The sequence below is a fragment of the Paenibacillus hexagrammi genome, from assembly GCF_021513275.1.
Taxonomy (GTDB): Bacteria; Bacillota; Bacilli; order Paenibacillales; family NBRC-103111; genus Paenibacillus_E; species Paenibacillus_E hexagrammi.
Map to the genome: position 1 here is coordinate 2,484,560 of NZ_CP090978.1, position 17,983 is coordinate 2,502,542.

10 protein-coding genes are annotated in these 17,983 nt (G+C 48.4%); all 10 read right to left on the minus strand.

Annotation, left to right across the window (positions count from 1 at the left end):
* Positions 1-32: 32 nt before the first annotated feature.
* The 10 genes from L0M14_RS10990 to L0M14_RS11035 all read right to left on the minus strand — a co-directional run bounded on the left by L0M14_RS10990 (position 33) and on the right by L0M14_RS11035 (position 17,966).
* Complete coding sequence (locus L0M14_RS10990; protein WP_235122874.1) at positions 33-509, minus strand: MarR family winged helix-turn-helix transcriptional regulator; 477 nt, start codon at positions 507-509, stop codon at positions 33-35.
* A 177-nt stretch (positions 510-686) separates the two neighbouring features.
* Complete coding sequence (locus L0M14_RS10995) at positions 687-1,964, minus strand: Gfo/Idh/MocA family protein (protein ID WP_235122875.1); 1,278 nt, start codon at positions 1,962-1,964, stop codon at positions 687-689.
* 55 nt (positions 1,965-2,019) lie between these two features.
* On the minus strand, positions 2,020-4,728 hold the full coding sequence (locus tag L0M14_RS11000) for a glycoside hydrolase family 78 protein (protein WP_235122132.1): 2,709 nt from the start codon (positions 4,726-4,728) through the stop codon (positions 2,020-2,022).
* 166 nt (positions 4,729-4,894) lie between these two features.
* Positions 4,895-6,517, minus strand: coding sequence for an S-layer homology domain-containing protein (locus tag L0M14_RS11005; protein ID WP_235122133.1), 1,623 nt, complete (start codon positions 6,515-6,517; stop codon positions 4,895-4,897).
* 87 nt (positions 6,518-6,604) lie between these two features.
* The gene (locus L0M14_RS11010; protein WP_235122134.1) at positions 6,605-11,386 is read right to left on the minus strand and encodes a pectinesterase family protein; all 4,782 of its coding nucleotides are present in this window, start codon (positions 11,384-11,386) and stop codon (positions 6,605-6,607) included.
* Positions 11,387-11,408: 22 nt separating this feature from the next.
* Complete coding sequence (locus tag L0M14_RS11015; protein ID WP_235122135.1) at positions 11,409-13,910, minus strand: hypothetical protein; 2,502 nt, start codon at positions 13,908-13,910, stop codon at positions 11,409-11,411.
* A gap of 335 nt (positions 13,911-14,245) precedes the next feature.
* A complete protein-coding gene (locus L0M14_RS11020; RefSeq protein WP_235122136.1) occupies positions 14,246-14,818 on the minus strand; it encodes a hypothetical protein in 573 nt (190 codons plus the stop codon).
* An 11-nt stretch (positions 14,819-14,829) separates the two neighbouring features.
* Positions 14,830-16,398 carry a hypothetical protein gene (locus L0M14_RS11025; protein ID WP_235122137.1) on the minus strand — a complete coding sequence of 523 codons (1,569 nt, stop codon included), beginning with the start codon at positions 16,396-16,398 and terminating at the stop codon, positions 14,830-14,832.
* 162 nt (positions 16,399-16,560) lie between these two features.
* On the minus strand, positions 16,561-17,517 hold the full coding sequence (locus L0M14_RS11030; RefSeq protein ID WP_260115457.1) for a four-carbon acid sugar kinase family protein: 957 nt from the start codon (positions 17,515-17,517) through the stop codon (positions 16,561-16,563).
* Positions 17,499-17,966, minus strand: coding sequence for a four-carbon acid sugar kinase family protein (locus L0M14_RS11035; RefSeq protein WP_260115458.1), 468 nt, complete (start codon positions 17,964-17,966; stop codon positions 17,499-17,501). The genes L0M14_RS11030 and L0M14_RS11035 overlap by 19 nt, the downstream gene beginning before the upstream one ends.
* Positions 17,967-17,983: the final 17 nt, after the last annotated feature.

Below are 17,983 nucleotides of genomic sequence, written 5' to 3' on the forward strand. Positions count from 1 at the left end.
TAATTAGTAAAAAAGAATCCGGCAAATGCCGGTTATTCCTCAATGGGTATTTTCACTGGCTGTGATTTCACGTTCTGCGCCATGCTCGAGCCCTCATCCTGAAAAACACGCGCTGCTTTTAAAAGAAGGGTCGTCAGCTGCTCAATCTCATCTGTAGTCAATGCTGTCTGCAGCTTGCCAAGAAGTTCAAGCATCACGTTCTCCCATTCCACTGCCAACTGCAGTCCCTCGCGTGTTAGCGTAACGAGCTTCACTCGCTGGTCCTGAGCCGATGTTGCCCGCGCGATATAGCCCTTGCGCTCCAAGCGTTTCGCAATGCTGGTTAAGGAGCTTAGCGGAGCCCCCATCTCTGCGGCTAACTCCGACATTGGCAAATCACCTTTGAATTGCAAGATCAGCAGTGTGGCCAGCTCGGAGCGGTTAACCTTTTGTTCTAGCTGCAGAGTACCGTTCATGAATGCGAAAGGACGTAGACCGGTCCTGAGGAAAAGTTCATATAGCTGCTGCATCTGCACACCGGCAACTCCTTTTAGTACGACTTCGTAGTATCAGTGAGAATATTTTATTACGAATTCGTAGTAATGTCAATCACTGATGGAAAATCCCCCCTGGACAACGAAAGTTATTTGTCCAAAGGGGGATTACATCTTGATTGGAATTAATTATCTGATTTACTATAGAGTGTCTTACATTAATTCTGCAATTTTAACTGGAAGTCCCGTACGTATCGCTCGGTTTGCCGCTATTCCGACAAGTATGGAACGGGCGCCGTCGCTATGATTAGCAGCCCTTTTGTACTTGTCTTCCTTTGGTTCACCGAAAATATCGTTCAGAAGCAGATTGTCGCCTCCGCCATGTCCGCCAATTCCATTTTCCACCTCAATGTCATAGGGCTTGCCGAACATAGGAAACATCCGAATCTCTTTGTTCTTGAGCGCGCCTTCCTGCGACTTGTCACCGCCGGAATTCACATACGATTGTTCCATAATCGTCATTTCCAGCCTGCCTTTGCTTCCGTTAAACGCAATACGATATCCTTCCCAAGGACTATAAGCATTCAACGAATAGGTCAAAATAGCTTTGTTCTTATAGCGAACGAGTACCCCCATCGTATCTTCAATGCTAATCCCGTCGCCGAAAACATTTTGATCGCGATGATAGCCATCCTCGTGCTCAGCGTCGAGATACATCGCTTTGAGTCTCCCGTTTCTGTCCAAATGAAGTGCAAAAGGATCGTCCTCGGCCAGCGGATTGCCCGTTGCACGGTCGTAGAATCGGGTGATTCCGCGCTTTTCCGCATTATCTCGGCCATAGAAGAGCAAATCGCCAAAGGCGAATACGGTGTCCGGTTCGGAACCGATCCAGAAACTGACTAGATCGAAATGATGGGTCGATTTGTGGACAAGCAGACCTCCGCTGTTCCGTTTATCGCGGTGCCAGCGCCGAAAATAATCGGCGCCGTGCTTCGTGTTCAAGAGCCATTCGAAGTGCACGGAGTTTACTTCGCCTATAGCCCCGTCTTCGATCAGCTCGCGGACTTTTGTATGATGAGGCGCATAGCGGTAATTGAATGCAACGCGCACATTGCGTCCCGTTCTCTCTACAGCTTCAAGGATTTGACGGCATTTTTCCTCATCGACCGTCATCGGCTTCTCCGTAATCACATCACATCCGAGCTCCAAGGCGCGGATGATGTAAGTGTGATGCGTACGATCGACACTAGTGACGATAACGGCGTCGGGCTTCTCATTTTCGATCATGATGTCGAATTCATTGGCTTTATAGGTACGAACCTCCGAATATCCATACTTATCGGCTAGCAGGTGTTTGGCGTAATCCATCCGGGTCTGGTTGATGTCGCAGAAAGCCGCCAACTCCGCTGAGTCCCGAAAATCGGTTGCAATGGCGGAATAGAAGAATCGCGCTCGACCGCCCGCTCCGACAAGAACATATTTTTTTAGGATTCATGGATGCTGTTCCTTTCTTTGAAAGTTAATGCTGCTGGGGGAAAGGACTGCTTCATACAGAAGCCCCCAACGCAGTAAGCGTACTTTCGAACGTGTATCGGCCAGAGCCGAGTTGGTAGCTGCTCTCTCCTGTTCTTTGATCCGGCAAAGGGACACAGCCTTCAAGGGTGATGTCACCATAGACATCTGTGGATTTTACGCCGTCAATAGCGAGCACACGCCCCGGAACATAGACGATTGCCGACGTATTCGCCGGAATCGTCACCTCTAGTCGAAACGTTGCCTGGCCGGATAATGACCATGACACTTCTACACGTCCGTATAAGGAGTCGTAGGATGCTTGAACGCTATTTAGACGCCCGCCCGCTCGGGGCCGGATGATTGTGTTCTTGAAGCCAGGCGCAACGGGATCCGCCTCAATACCGGCCATAAACCGGAACATCCATTCACCGACGGAGCCTAACGAGTAGTGGTTAAACGAATTCATAGAGGGCGTTTGGAACCCTTTATGTTCGGTCCATCCGTCCCAACGCTCCCAAATTGTAGTTGCCCCATGCTTGATCGAATACATCCAGGAAGGAAATTCTTCTTGTGTAAGCAGGGAATAGGCGACTTCCAATTGATCATGATCGGATAGAGCCGGCAGCAAATACCCTACACCAAGAAAACCTGTCGATAACCGTGTCCTCCTCAGGCGGATATCCGCCGTTACATGTTGGACAGCCTGTTTCTTCTGCTCATCACTCAGCAAACCGAACTGCAGGGCAAGCACATAGACCGTCTGTGTGCCTCCATGGATGTGTCCGTCCCCGTCTACAAACGCATTTCGAAACGCTTGAGCAATTGATGTAAACAGCATTTCAAAGCGGTTTTGATCCTTTTCGCGTCCTAGAATCCCGGCAATCTGGGCTAACAACTTCGTGCTATAGGCAAAGTATGCGGTAGCCAGCACTTCTTTCGGCGTATCCGCATCGATTGACAGCCAGTCGCCATAGTTAGCATAGTCCGGACGAACATAACCGTCGCTGTTGTCCTGAAGGTACTCCACCCAACGCACCATCGAATCATAATGGGTTTCTAGGATACGGGTATCACCGTACATCAAGTACAATGTCCATGGAATGATGACGCCCGCATCCCCCCAACCGGCGTTATCGGGAGCGAACCAATTCAACTCCGTGTTCCACATTTTGTGACGGATCCAACCCGCATCTGGGGCCACGTCTGTGAACGCCCCTGACGGCAGCTGACTGTCCGCCACATCCTGCATATATTTCGTAAAAAATCGCGATACGTCCATATTATAAGCGGCCGTCCGGGCAAAAATTTGCGCATCGCCGGTCCAACCAAGCCGCTCGTCTCGCTGCGGGCAGTCTGTCGGTACGGAGAGGAAATTGCCTCGCTGCCCCCACGTTATGTTAGCATACAGCTGGTTCACCATCGTATCGTTCGTTTCCAGCCTTCCTGTCTCCCGCATGTCGGAATGGATTACTTTGCCCAAAATGGATTCCAAATCCGCTTCTCCCGGATAACCGATCAGTTCCACATAACGGAAGCCGTGGAAAGTGAAATGCGGCTCGTACCTCTCTTCCCCGGCGCCCTTCAGCGTATAATGATTCTGCTGCACGGCTTCCCGCAGATTGTCCAGATACAGGCTGCCGTCAGGATTGAGCATTTCGGCATGGCTGACCGTCACTTTGGTGCCTCTGGGTCCTTGGACCTTCAATTCCGTCCACCCTACCATGTTCTGTCCCATATCATAAATGAAACTGCCCGACTCCGTGCGGCGAATCGATACGGGCTTGCGCGTTTGCACGATGCGGACAGGGGGCTCCAGTGTGGCAACGAGCATACCGTTATATCCCGCTCGAACATCCGGCGTCTCCCACGCTTCGTCTTCCGTGTATCCAGGCTGATCCCAGCCGGCCCGCTCCAACATGGCGTCGTACGCTTCTCCCTTAATTAAATCGGAATAAAGAATCGGTCCTTTCGATGTCTTCCATGACGAATCCGTAATCACAAGCTCATTCGTGCCATCTTCATATTCGATATGAGCCTGCAGCAGCATAAAAGGTCGTTCCCCATACACACGGCTGCCGAGAAAGCCTACCGTCCCCGAATACCAGCCATCTCCCAGAATGACACCGATCACGTTTTCGCCGGATTTCAATTTGTCAGAAATATCATACGCCTGCACCTGAACGCGCCTATCGTAATCGGTCCATCCCGGAGCAAATAGGGCTCCGACTCTTTGTCCGTTAAGACGGAGATCGTACAAGCCGAGTGCCGTAGAATAAACATATGCGCGTCTCACAGCTTTTGTAATTTGAAAGCTTTTGCGAAAGTACGGTGAAGGCTGCATCTCAACATCAGTTTCCGCTTTTCGCCCAATCCAGCGCGCCTTCCAATCTCCCCTGGACAGTAAGCCCATGGTCCAGAAAGCGGTCTCACTCCATTCCGATACCTGCCCTTCGTCATCCCAGACGCGAACCTTCCAATAACAAGATTGGCACGATTGAAGCTGCGCGCCTGCATAGATAATATGGACCGATTCATTGGACGCTACTTTCCCGCTGTCCCATAGATTGGCTTTTCCCTGTTCGAGAAGCTCCAATGTCGTTGCGACCAACACTTGATAAGCGGACTGGACAACCGACCGTCTATTCGATTGCAGTCTCCAGAACAAGCGCGGCCGTCTAACATCAATCCCCAACGGGTTATTCGTATATTCCGTTAAACAACCAGCAACAATTAGGCTCACAACGATACCTCCGGCTATTAATAGTCTGACTCACTTGTATTATAGAAGGAGATTTCCCTTCCGTTATGGGGGAATCGGGAACAGTTTATAGGGCAAAATCATTAATTTTAGGCATAAAAAACAAAGCCCCCAAACTTGCAGGGCTTTGTTGGCAATCTGATTCAAGCTAGTTGTTGTACATTCTATAAAGCAGCACAGCCGCTTCAGCTCTTGTTGCGTGATCGGTGGGATTCAGCTTACCTGCGCTGCCCTCAACGATACCGCCTTTAATTAATGCAGCAACATCGTTCACCGCATAGGCGGCAACATTCGACTTGTCGGCAAACACTTCAAGATCGCTTGCCGTTCCCTGTCCGGCCCATAAGCCTGCTTTTCTCATTGCTCTTGAAAGCAGCACCATCATGTCCTGTCTGGAAATTTCTTGGGTAGGGTTAAATAAGCCGTCTCCTTGACCTTCCGCTAATCCAAGCTGTTTGGCGATTCCAACGGCTTCATAGTAGTAATCTGTAGGACGGACATCCTTGAAGCTGGTTGTAACATTAGCATTAAATTGGAAAGCTCTTGTCAATAAAATCATGAAGTCAGCTCGAGTGATATTGGCATTCGGATTAAATATAGTAGCTGAAATGCCAGAAATAACTCCCTTAGACGCCATCACTTCAATCGGCCCTTTAGCCCACTGGGCGGAATCTAGATCTGAGAAACTCTTCTTCACAAAAGCAACAGCAAACATGCCGAAAGATGTAGTTTTAAAAGTCACTGTTCCCGTTTTAACGTCATATTTCCCGCTTGGGACCGGTTGAACATCCCTAGAATCATCCAAGTTCCATACCACAATATGTTCAGGATCCTTCAATTCCTCTGCAGAGGGTTGATAGGGAACAGTTATTTCAGCCATGGCATTCGGACTATGGACGGCGACCGTTTTCCCGTCAACCGTGACGGAGAGCTCCATAACCGGCCTATTTGCTATCCTATGGTTCACATCGTCAGACAGTTTCCCAGTGACAGCTTTAGCCATAGTTAGACCAACAACTTTAGCGCTCTTTAAGTCGACATCACTTAGCATTTGGCTAGGAATCGAAATGGATCCAAACTTTGTAACCATCGTCAATTTCTGATTAGATGCGGCTGAGAATATGCTGGCCGGTGAATCCAGATGGTATTGTTTGGCTCCCTCCACTTCTTGAATGTCAACGATGAAATGGTTCCCTCCGGCAGCAATGGCTTGGGCCACGTCATCTTCATCAAGCTTCGCTGTAACATTTCCGTTGCTTTGATCCACTACAACGTCGGGATTCAGCTTTACTTCAGACGCGTCTGAACTTGGCGCTGAAGTAGAAGCAGGAGGAGTTGAGGGGCCGGCAGCATGTGAATCGTCAGGTTGGGAAGATTCATCATCATCCCCATGATTATTACCATTTCCGTCACTGCTCGTTATTCTCACAGCAAAAGTTGTTCCAGCCGCTTGATCTGCAAGTTGTCCGTCGACGTTGACAAAATAAGTTCCATTGATTCTTTTCTTTAACAGGTAACTGAACTGGTAGGAACCGTTAGCCCCAGTCGAAGTTTGATCCAAATAATTCAATTGATTGTTCGGATCAATGACTTGCACGGTTACATGAGAGCCTTGCTCCGTCCCTAACGTTCCCAGAATCGTGACTTTCCCGGTATTCACATCAAATGAGGCGCTGACGGTAAGCGGAGAAGCAAATGCCGATGAAATCATTACGCCGAAACAAATTAGAACAGCTAGCAGCAGAGTCGTCCATCTTCGCAAGCTTATCAAGCATATTCCTCCTCGGAATAAGGATATAAAGGAAAGGTGCAGACGTGCAGCCTCCCCCCCCCTTATAGCCCATTAAGTTGATAGATCTTAAGGAATCGAAACTTCGTTAGAGATTCGAGTTTGACCTGATGTATCCTTCCAAACAAAGGCTTTTAATTTATAGCCCAAAACAATATCTGGCGCCTTCATAAAGGCCTTCATTTGCTTATCTTCACCGGCGGCGAACGTTCCGGAGACCATAGAGTAGCGCACCATGTGATTGCTTTGGTCGAACAACCCGATGACAAGCACTCCATTCTGATGTACTTCCGAATTGTTATGAACTGAAAGGTTCACAGCCGCATCTGTAGAACTAATCAAACCGGAAACCGCATTCCCGCTGCGGTCCGCCAGTGTCAAGTTTGTGATGGTAAACAGCTGCTCCCCCCAGTTTTTAACGTAATTCACCTGATACGTTTGTGATCCGCTGACCTGATAGTCGTCTATACTCGAAATTTCAATTTCATTTAACCCTTCCTTGAAAGATATCGGAACTGTGAAAGAAACATTTTTCTCCTTTTTAGAGTGATCGAGAACTACCGTGCCATTGACCTTAACGGTAACATTTGCATCTCTGCTGATGCTGCCCATAATCGAATAAGCAGGTGAATGAACGACAGCCGGAATCGTAACAGAAGGGGTATAGACAACTGATGCTTTCGAGTAGGTGACCACTATCGTTTTGGTACTTGCAACAGGACCGAATAGTTCTTCGTTCGTTGCAGACACGACGATCGTATTGACGCCTTCACTTAGTGTTATTGGTTTCGAATAGCTCTCGCCTGCTTCTGTATATACAGCGTCTGCAACCGTGACTCCGTTATTAGCAATGGAGATCTTCACCCGATCAGTCACTGAGCCCGTAAGGGTATACGCAGGAGTCTCGACCGTTTCACTCACAGGATTGTCGAGCGTAAACTGCGCTGAGCCAAAGAATGTAAGATCTGTAAAGCTTGCGGCCATCAAATAATCAATATTGGATGTTGATTTCGCAGCGTCCACGGCCATCCCGACATATACGGGTTCACCATAGTCAACATCGTTCGAAGCAACAAGCGTCCAATCCAAGCCGTCTTTGGAAACATAACCTGAAACCTTATTTCCAAGACGTTCCATTTTTATCCAAAACGGGGCTTTCAGGCTTGCGCTCCTACGTAATTGCTCTGTGTACGTACCCCCTGTTTCACTCCGGTTAATGACTGAAATCTTCCTTCCGCTAGTGTCCACACTGAAATCATCCGTAGGATCTGTTGACAGGAACACTCCCGTTGCCTTTGAATCCGGCTCAAGGCTTTCACGCATCATAAATCCAGCCTTCACATCGTCATCGTATTCAGATTCAAATGCGACATTGGCATAGATTTCAAAATTCCCTTTAACAGGTTTATACACAAAGTGGAAAGAATCGGATTTGCCGTTCGTAGTAATTTCACCTGAGCCCTTCACTTTGTATACGTTGCCGGTTAAGTTGGCAGTACCTGGAATGTGGACTGATCCGATATCTTCCGAAGTCCATGACGTAACGTTTTCGGGTCCGTTCACATAGGTAACAACCGCGTCCGACAAAGTCATGACACCGTTACTGTCAACAGCTTTTGCGTAGATATAGTGCTGGCCTTCTGGAGCATCTGTCCAAGTATACTCGTAAGGTGCACTCATTACCTCGGCAAGCTGTTGATCCCGATCATAAAAAATCACCTTGGCAATCGACGCGCCGCTAGCGGCAGCCGCAGCATCCGCACGGATTTGGATCGGTTCGCTCATCGTATAGGCTTGATGCATAGTTGGTGCATGGATGACCACTGTAGGATTAAGCGATACAGGTGTATCGGCTAAAGAGTTAATGTAATCCTCCAGGTTGGTGTATCCGTTTCCGTCCATATCGCCAAAGCTTCCGTTCTGGCTGCCTGGAATCGGGTTGCCGCTAGCATCTAAACCGCTATCGGTAGGATTGAGTCCATGACCAAGCTCCCAGGAATCCGGCATTCCGTCGCCATCACTGTCAGCAGGTGCGGGGAGCGAATATAATTCTGGCAAACCGCCGTCATTTTCAATGGTGTTCACCGTTCTGCCAGTTCCATTCTTCACTTCGTTAACAATACGAGCATCCAAAGAATCCCGTTTGGGAAGCGAAGCCCCCCCATTAAGAAGCACTTTCTCATAAGCCGTTTCAGCAGTATCGGTTGTTGTCGGTCCGCCTATGGTATCATTCGCATCCGGATAGACGAATGGCGTCGATTTCAGCGTATACGTGTCTGCCGTAATAATGCCTTTCACATTGTTGGCCGTTACTTCAGGATCACCCGCTACATAGTTTCCATTCACATAAAAGGCTCCGCCGCCTGCGTCCCCGCCTGAAGGTGAGACAATTCTGGTAAAAGCAGCATACGTGTTGGGACCCGGTTTAAAGTAATTATTGATGATATTAATCCCGGTTGCCATTTCCCCGCCGTATATCGTATTGCCTGCCCAGTTATAAATAACGTTGTTGCGGAAGTCAATCTTCTGAGGGTAATTCGGTATATCGGTCGCCCTCGCAAAACGCGGATTCCTGTTGATATGATTCGTAATTAGATTGTGCGCAAAAGTTGCATTGGATCCTCCCCAGATCCCGCCGTAGCCATGCGGACCCTTTGTGTGGATCGAGTGATTCAAGCTGTCCGTAATGAAGCTCCATTGCAGAGTGAAATTTTTATTGTTTTCCGAGGAAAACAGCTCATCTGTACTCCAACTACCAGAAATGTGGTCGACGATCACGTTATCGCCCGTAATATTGAAAGTATCATCCAGTTGGTTAATGCCGCCTCGGAACCGAATATACCTGACAACCATGTTTCCGCCACTGGAGCTTGAACCGTTACCGATTTTAACAGCATAACCACTAAGTGCGATGCCATCGCCTGGAGCAGTTTGCCCTGCAATCGTTAGATTGGGCTGTCCAATGGTTATGGGTTGGACCAGGTTGATTGTACCGGAAACACTGAAGATGATGGTCCGATTGGGCTGACTGACCGCATCACGGAACGATCCGGGGATTGGAGCAGCGCCATCAGCGTAATCCAATAAATTGCTTACCACGTAAACGGCTCCGCCTCGACCTCCTGACGCATACATGCCCCCGCCCTCGGCGCCTGGGAATGCCGGAGTGCGCTTTGCTTCAGTATAGTTAATTTTAATTATCGAATTCTTGCTCGTGCTTGGCGTTCCTAATGGGTCGACATATCGGTACTCAACCGTATTCGTTCCTTCATCGCCAACCGTGAAAGCCTCCGTATAGTCAGTCCAAGCTCCATGATTTACACGGTACTGGACTTGCTTAGAAGCCGGAACGTCGTTATTCACTTCCATATAGACAAGCACAGGCTTCGTATAAGAGCCGGAAATCCCGTCTGGAAGCGCCGGGTCTACGATGGGTACAACCGATTGAAGCACCTTCGGATATATGATTCTAATGCTGGGATCCCAGCCGTCAAAAATATGAGGAATGGTAAAGGTGCTGGCCTGATCGGCGGCCATGGCAAAATGACTCGGGTCTGTGTCAGTTCCCAGTTTACGGGTAGACGGACTGGCTCCCGGCCCAGTACTGTTGTACTCGGAGTAATGGTAGGTAAGATTATCCGTCATGGGACTCCAGCCATCTTGATGAATGTGGTCATCCATCCACGTGTTGATATAATGAACAGTCGGCTGGTCCTGCCATGGGCGGCCTAAATAGTGCTTTCCTCGTGTGGTACTGTCCTTCAACAAGCGCGAATTCAGAAACACAAATCCCGGTTTATCCCCTGATGGGTTTTGTGTCGCACCTGCGGTAATATATCCGCCAGATCGTGATTCTCCATTGATACTGACGATATCACATTGATCAAATACGGCCGCAGGTGACGGTCCGTAGATAAAGTCTACCGAGCCTTTGATTTCGCAGTTGCGATAATATTGTCTTCCCGTCTTATCAAAGTAATTAACACCGGCATACAGTGTATCCTGATAACCGACAAAACGCACATTTTCAAAGACAACCTGATCTGATATAACACGAGCAGCTAGTGCACGCCCCTTAGAAACATCCGACCTGTTCTCAATGGACAAGTTTGCTGCGTAGAAATGATCCGCTGATGCTCTTGTGCCATCCGAACGGTCCTTGGTGCCGCCGACCGTCAGCGTTGCCGTGTCTAACACAGATAATGTAGCAGTCCCGCTGCTATTAGCAGGTGTAGTTTCATTATCGTTATAAAAAATGGTCGTTTTATCTCTGCCTTCGCCAATGAATGACACGTAAGGTACGGTTACAGAAAGCTTTTCATTGTAGGATCCCGCTTTGATGTAAATAATCTTCCGGGACGTATTATTGCTGGGGATCGATTCAAGGGCGGACTTAATACTGGAGAAGTCACCGGTACCATTTTGTGCGACCGTTATGACCATAGCGGGATTAAGGGCAACTTCCTCGCTTGCGGTACTTTCTCCGCTTGTGTTACTTGCTGAAATAACATAATAGTAGGTAGTTCCATTTACAATGGCAGTGTCTATAAAGGATGTTGTGGTTAGACCGCTTTCTATCGTTGTATAGGGTCCTCCGCTTACGGTGCTTCTCATAACCGAGTATTGGATTGCACCGGCGGCAGCAGACCATGTAAGCTCGACACTCCCATCGTTGGCGATCCCGGACACATCCGTCGGGACTGCCGGAGCGCCGACTGCCTGCGCATAGGAAACGGCCTGCCTCTGACTAGAGATCATGCTTTCCGCAGCATGAACGGCTGCCGTGCCAGAAACCAGCATCACTTGTAGCATAAGCAACAAGCATACTCCAATATGTAGGGCCTTCTTCATCGTGGAACCTCCTTTTCCGTATTTACTCCACCACTAGTTCCTCGGACAGCGGACTTAATCCATTCGGGTCTTTCAGACTGTCCCATATAAAAACTTTTACCTGATAACCGGTCACTTGAGCAGGAAGCGTTAAACCCGCGCTATACGTCTTCGTTTCACCAGGATTCAATTCGGCCGATGCAGATGAAAAGTCAACCATCGTATGATCGTTGTCATAAAGAACAAACCAGAGCGTAAGCTGTTTCTTGTCCGCTGTAGTATTCGTGACTGACTTCATAGCTAACAAATCTTTGGAAGCCGTTAACGAATCAACGCGATTCCCGTTCCAATCATGTAAAGCGCCCTGACCTGCCCAGAACATGTAGTTGATCGTATAACTTGATGTACTGCTGTTGCCGGCTAAGTCAGATGTCGACACTTCAATGGAGTTATTCCCTTCTCGCAGCGTCAGCGGGAATGAGAACGGTTCATCGGCAGCTTTATATACAGAATCCACTACACTTATGCCATTTAAGTGAATGGTCAAGCTGGCAGCTTTACTTAATGATCCCTCGAGCATATATACAGAATCCCTAACTGTAGCGGGTGGAGCTGAGATTCGAATCTCCGGAACGATACTGTCCTGATTGACCGTTGCTGATGCATGGTCTTTGAATGTTGAGTTAAGGCGGTTGGTATACACGTCAAACAGGTTTGCACCAGGTAGTAAATTCAAATCCAGTTCATATGTACCGGCCTGCACCCATCCGTCAGTTGGAAGAGGAAGCGCATTTCCGTTTTGATATACCGACATGTATACGCTTTCGCTAACCGATCCTGTCATCTTATACGCCGAAGAATTGACCCACTCTTGAACAGGGTCTAGCGTCAAACCGGTTGACACCCTATCCACCATAGCAAAATACCCGGCATTTGTTCCGGCATCAAAATTTGTATAGTCGTTATATCCCAGCAGAACATCCGTTCCTGCAGCAAACTCCTTTTTATAAATATGGAACGTGTAACCGGATGTCGTGGTGTTAATCTTTATCTCATCGCCGGTATAGCCCCAGTCGGACATCCATGAAGGAATCGTTGCATTTTTATCGATGGCCACATAAACGGCTGCTTTATCCTTCACTTTGAAGCCAATGATTGAATCCTGCTTGGTTCCATCAAAGCCATTTGGATATCGCATGACATCCTTGTATGTGGTAGCGATCCGCTCCATATTCGCATATTTATCTGGAATTTGCGTGAACTGAAACGGGACCTCGTTCGCTACTGACACATTGAAAACATGATCTCCCACTTTAGTGCCCGATTGAAGACTCCATAAATATCCGTAATAGTTTGCATAGGCGGTAAGTCCTCCAACAACACTGGTTTCCGGAGTCTGAACAGGTGTCGTAGCATAGGGCGTACCGTCAAATTCAGTGATCTTACTTTCAAAATCGCCTGGTTTTCCATCCGAAGTATACAAACCGTATTCATCACGAGTAACGGTACTCAAACCTAACGTATACGTTTGTCCGTTTACTAAAGGTGTGTTAGCCAGTTTTGACAAATCGTAAAATGCGTTGATATCGGAACTCGGGTTGTTGGAGGTACCTGTGTAATCCTTCCAATACGTGTTTGCATTGTTGATATTCCTCCACTGCGTCTCACCTTTAAGCTTAATTCGGATACGGTACTTGGACGCATAGGAGTAATGCTGCGCTGTCCACATGACCCTTGAGTTACGTGAACCTGAAAATACGAGTTTCGGAGCCGGAGGCTGCGGCTGAAACGGCGTACGTGTCACTTTAATGCCGCGTACCCAGAGATCCCCTGAGGTGCCCGGCGGCGCAATAACGATTCTTTTCAAATTATAGACAGGGAGAGTTTTGTTCATTTGCGTCCGGGATTGGCTATTAATTAGATTCCCGTCCCAGAACAAGCTGTATCTTTGGGTAACTGTATTAAAATCCAATCGAATGGTATGCCATTCGCCTACTTGATACGTCCCGCCCAGGTCCCCGGCTGGAGCTGTCGACAACAGGTACGCCAGACCTTTCGAAGCGGTCACCCCTGCGCCAACCATGAATGTAGCTCCTTGTGAAGGGTAGAATTGGATAATACGGTCGTCCTTTTTCGAACCTGTTTGCATGAATGTAATTTCAGTAGAAATCGTTCCCGTATAAGGCTCGCCGAACGTCTTGCTGAGTTGAAATTCGTTTCGCAAAGTTGCATCCGATGTGACGACATTGCTTGCTTTAATATGAAGAGCAGCCGTACCAGTGAAAGGATCTTGCTCAACTACGGCCGATCCGGTTCCTGAAGTGTAAGATGAATAATCAAAGCCGAGGTCCGACCCCATTAACCCTAGTGGCGAGGTCGAGAAATCCTTGTCGAAGATGGCGACGGGGGCATACGAGTCATCTGTAACGGAAGAGCTTGAAGCATCTTCCGCAGCCATTGCCGTTGGAGCAGCAGGTTCATAAATAAAGAACACATTACATAGCAGCGTTATGCATAACAGCATCAACAAAATCGGTTTACGCAAGTCACTGAACACCTCCATTAAATACTTGTATCCGACTAACGGGTAAAAGAATTTCTTGCTTCATGAATGGCACGAAATTTCAGCCCCTTCTTCTGTTTGACAATCGATATCATCCCCCCTCTGTAAGCGTATTCACATTTCTTTACAATAAAATAGCCCTTGTATGATGTGGGCTTATGTGCAAGGGCAGAGCTATTTTTTTGCAATAAATGGAAGACTGCAGGCGCCTCCGCATTCATCTTCTCTCAAAGTATACAAACTAGTGGTAGGCATACCATCAGTACATTCAGTCGAAAATGTAGGCTGATCCTATCGCAGATCTTCTCGTCCGACGTTTAGTCCGAAACGACAAACCAGTCATTTTTCATTGTGCCCACTAACCGGCGGAATCCTTGAAATTCTTCATAAATGTTAAAATCATAGGTCTTTAGGAATGACAGCTTATAAAGCAAATCACCGTTCTCCAAACTAATCTTGAAGCCGCTGTACTTGCCAACTCTCAGCTCTGATTGCGGTGTCTCCGGATCCTCCCCCGATTGCAGCTCAAAACTGTTCACATCGGCCGACCATTCGATCGCCCTCACTCCGTTCGAATCGTTAATTTCAAAGACGATCTTTCGTCCGTCCGCATTCATTATCGTGCCCGTATCCTTTAAGATTTCGTAGTTGAATTTGAGCGAGAGCTCGTCTTCATTGAGCGACGTGCCGATATGATCCAGCGACATCGTGTAAGGTCCGAGCGGGATTTGCTTCAGCGGGGTCTTCACCTCGCTTTGCTCTTGCGGCAGCCGGAATGAGAACGGCTTTACATACATATCGATCTCAGGAGCGTCGCTGTCGGTATCCTTCCTTTCGACGGAAGCCAGGCTGCCATCGGACAATACCGCTTCACCAAGCAGCAGATTCATTCCGCTTCGATTCACATCTTTCGGCATGACGCTAGAGACAATGAGGTGGGCCTTCCCCCCGGTCCGACCTTCCCTTTGACATCCAGCACTTCTGCCGGATAAACGGTTCCGTCCGCGGCACGAAAGCTGGCAGCCAGCTTCGCAGCATGCGTAAAGCGCTTCTCCTCATTCTCGAAGCTTACCTGCGCCGTGAATAAATTGCTTGATTGCCCTTCATAGGTCTTGACGCTGTGGATGCTATATTGGGACTTGTAGCCAGAATCCGTTAGCATGAAAGATGCCGAAGCATCTTCGACCGGTACGTTCAGCATTTCCGCTGAAGTCTCGAATTGAAGAACATCCACCGTCTTTTGGTCCGATGTATGATTTTGAAGCACGAGCTTCACCCTCGAGAACTCATACGTATAAGGAATTTTGGCTGCCATCTGCAGACTGACCGTGCTGCCTTTGGCGATTCCCATGACTTTGGCAGGAATGACAATCTTGGCGTCTGCTTTCACGGTTTCATCGAGCAGGTAGTACCCGGTCATATCCGGTACCGGCAGCGAATCCACATCTTGATTGGTCAACGATAAATCTGCGGTCAAAATATCTTGGTCTTCCCATGGAAGCCGATACATACCGTTCAACCTTGCCGTATAAACACCGTTCTCGTCTGAGAATGCCGCTTCCTTGTTGGCGTCGGTTATGTCTTGATTTCTAGCAGGCGGCAGCGCCATGGAAGCGATCGGCACATTTATTTTCAAATCAGACACATACTGCGTAATGACGAACTGCCAGTCTTCGGCCGATAACTGTACCGGAATACTGCCGGTAAACGTGGCCTCCTTTACTTCTTGCGGGTTGATGACAAGTTCTGTTACATCTTTAGATGTAAGCGGGTACGAATACCCTTCCGACGTACGTATGGCAAACTGATAATCAGGTAACGTCAAGCTGTGGGCGTCAACATTTTCCAGACTCAATTTCACTCTAGGTAATCTGTACTTTCCATTCTCGGAGATCGAATCCATCGAAACGGCTAGCTTCGTTGTCGTACCTGATAGCTTAACCGTTAACGAACGGCCTGCCGGTGTCACATTCGAATAATCCGAAGGCACCTGAACATCACCGAGTTTATGCTCGAAAGATTCTTGGGTAAAGTCCCACTTCATCAGACTAAACTTCAAATCATCCAAGGATGCTGCTTCATTAATGGACGCATAGTAAGAAAACTCTTGCGTAGAATGTGCAGCAATTCGGCTCTTCGCCTTGTCTTGCGGCATCATTTTCGCAACAAAAGAGTTGCCGATCTCCCCCTGCAAGCGGATCCAATAATCCGCAAATGAAAAGCTGTTTGTGCCGCTGTTCGTGACACTCACTGTGAAAGTAACCGTATTGCCGGTTTGATCGGAAAGCAGGTTGACCTGCTTTACCACCATGTAACCGTTAACATCGAGATTGATCCGACCGAGCGAGGCTGCTGATTCATCCTTAACGTATTCGTCCGCATAAGCAGAAAACGGCAATGCCGAGAGGATGAGAATAAGAGCCAGGATTAGCGTTAGGATGTAAGAAAAACGTTTTGCGAATCTGATCATAGTTAGCTCCTTTCTATCTTTCTAAGCTGAGCAGCTCCTCCGGTCTCATGGCTTTCAGCTGCTATTCGTATAATTCTCGGTATAGACCGTACAATCGCCATGATCATGGATCGTTAAGGCTTTACAAACTGAAAATAGCGTCGGATAAGACGGGAATTCAACTCATTGTTCATAGAACCCCTGCTTTCCGTCCATAGAGGGCGTATCCAGCTGCCCTTCCGATCGGCCCTTTCGTACGCGTTCAAAAAAATCCGGCGGGCCAACTTGACCGCCTTTTAGTACAATTTCAAGTCCGTCCAGTTTTGCATCGTTGGAATAAGCGCGGCATAACGGCCCACCTGGAACAATACCAGCCATTATTTCCAGGGCGAACAGATCCATCTGTTTCACAGCAAAACCCGACGTATCTCCTCCGGCACATACAATTCTTTGTAGACCTGTAGAAAGCACCAACTCGCGTGCCATTTGACCCAACCTAGCTCCGAGCAGTTCTCCGCTTGCAACCGAGTCTAATCCTTTTGAACGCAGGTAGTCCCGTGTCTGTGCAATGGACTCGTCAGCCGGACCCAGAGCCGTATAGAGGATGACGCTCTTCCCCTCGCGCAGGAATCGCTCGGCCTCTTCCAGAAGCTTTGTTTGGGATGCTTCCGTTTCGTTTCCCAGTAACAGTGATGAAGGCACGCGGATACCTGCATACCCATGCTTTAGGGCCCATTCAATTTGGACCCCTGTCACAGGTGAACAACTGCCGGACACAACGAGCAACCGGTCTGTCGGCTCTGCTTGCCGTTGCAAGGACTCAGTGGGCAGCATTCCGTTCTGCCTCCAATGGGAAACGAGAGCGTACTCCACACCTGATGAGCCTACAGCGAACAACGGAGCCTCCCTGCTTTCTTCGGCAAGCAGCCTTCCAATTGCGGTAAGGTGCTCTTCCGTTACTACATCAAACAGCATGATATCCGGCTCATCAGCAAGCCTTTCATTCAAGCGCTGAGTCAATTGTGCATGTTTTTGCTCCAAGTCTAAGACATTCATAAGACCTATTGAACAAGAAGTCTGTTCAGCCAAATGAACCCGAAGATCCGCTTCATTCATCGGCGTCACCGGATGCTTCTGCATATTCGGGTGCCGATCTGACGAACGATATCTCTTCCTTCACCCATAAAGTGGTTGCCGAACACCGTGTAACGCTTCAAAATAGGCGAGCCTGCCAACAACGGAGTAAACCGCTGCTTCGGGAAAACTTTTCTTCCGATATCGATCACTTTTCCGATACTGCCCGTTACTGGGGATGAGTCGAAGGTGGAGCAGATTTTATAATGCGTTATCGGTGCCTTAAATGAGGACAAAGCTTTTAAAACGGGTGTCAGGCTCCGCTCCATTTGCTCGGGACTCATCGTCCGGCCGACCCCGGCTACGCCAAAGCCGTCGTAACCGGAAAACCTTTCGTTCCACAGCGTCTGGTCTGGCATATCCATAAATAGGATAACCTGAAGGCCGCCAGTCGTCAGTGCTTCCAGCGCGTCTGTGGAACCTGTAAAATCATCTCCGTAAAAACAGATCCGCATTCGCTTCACCGCCGCTT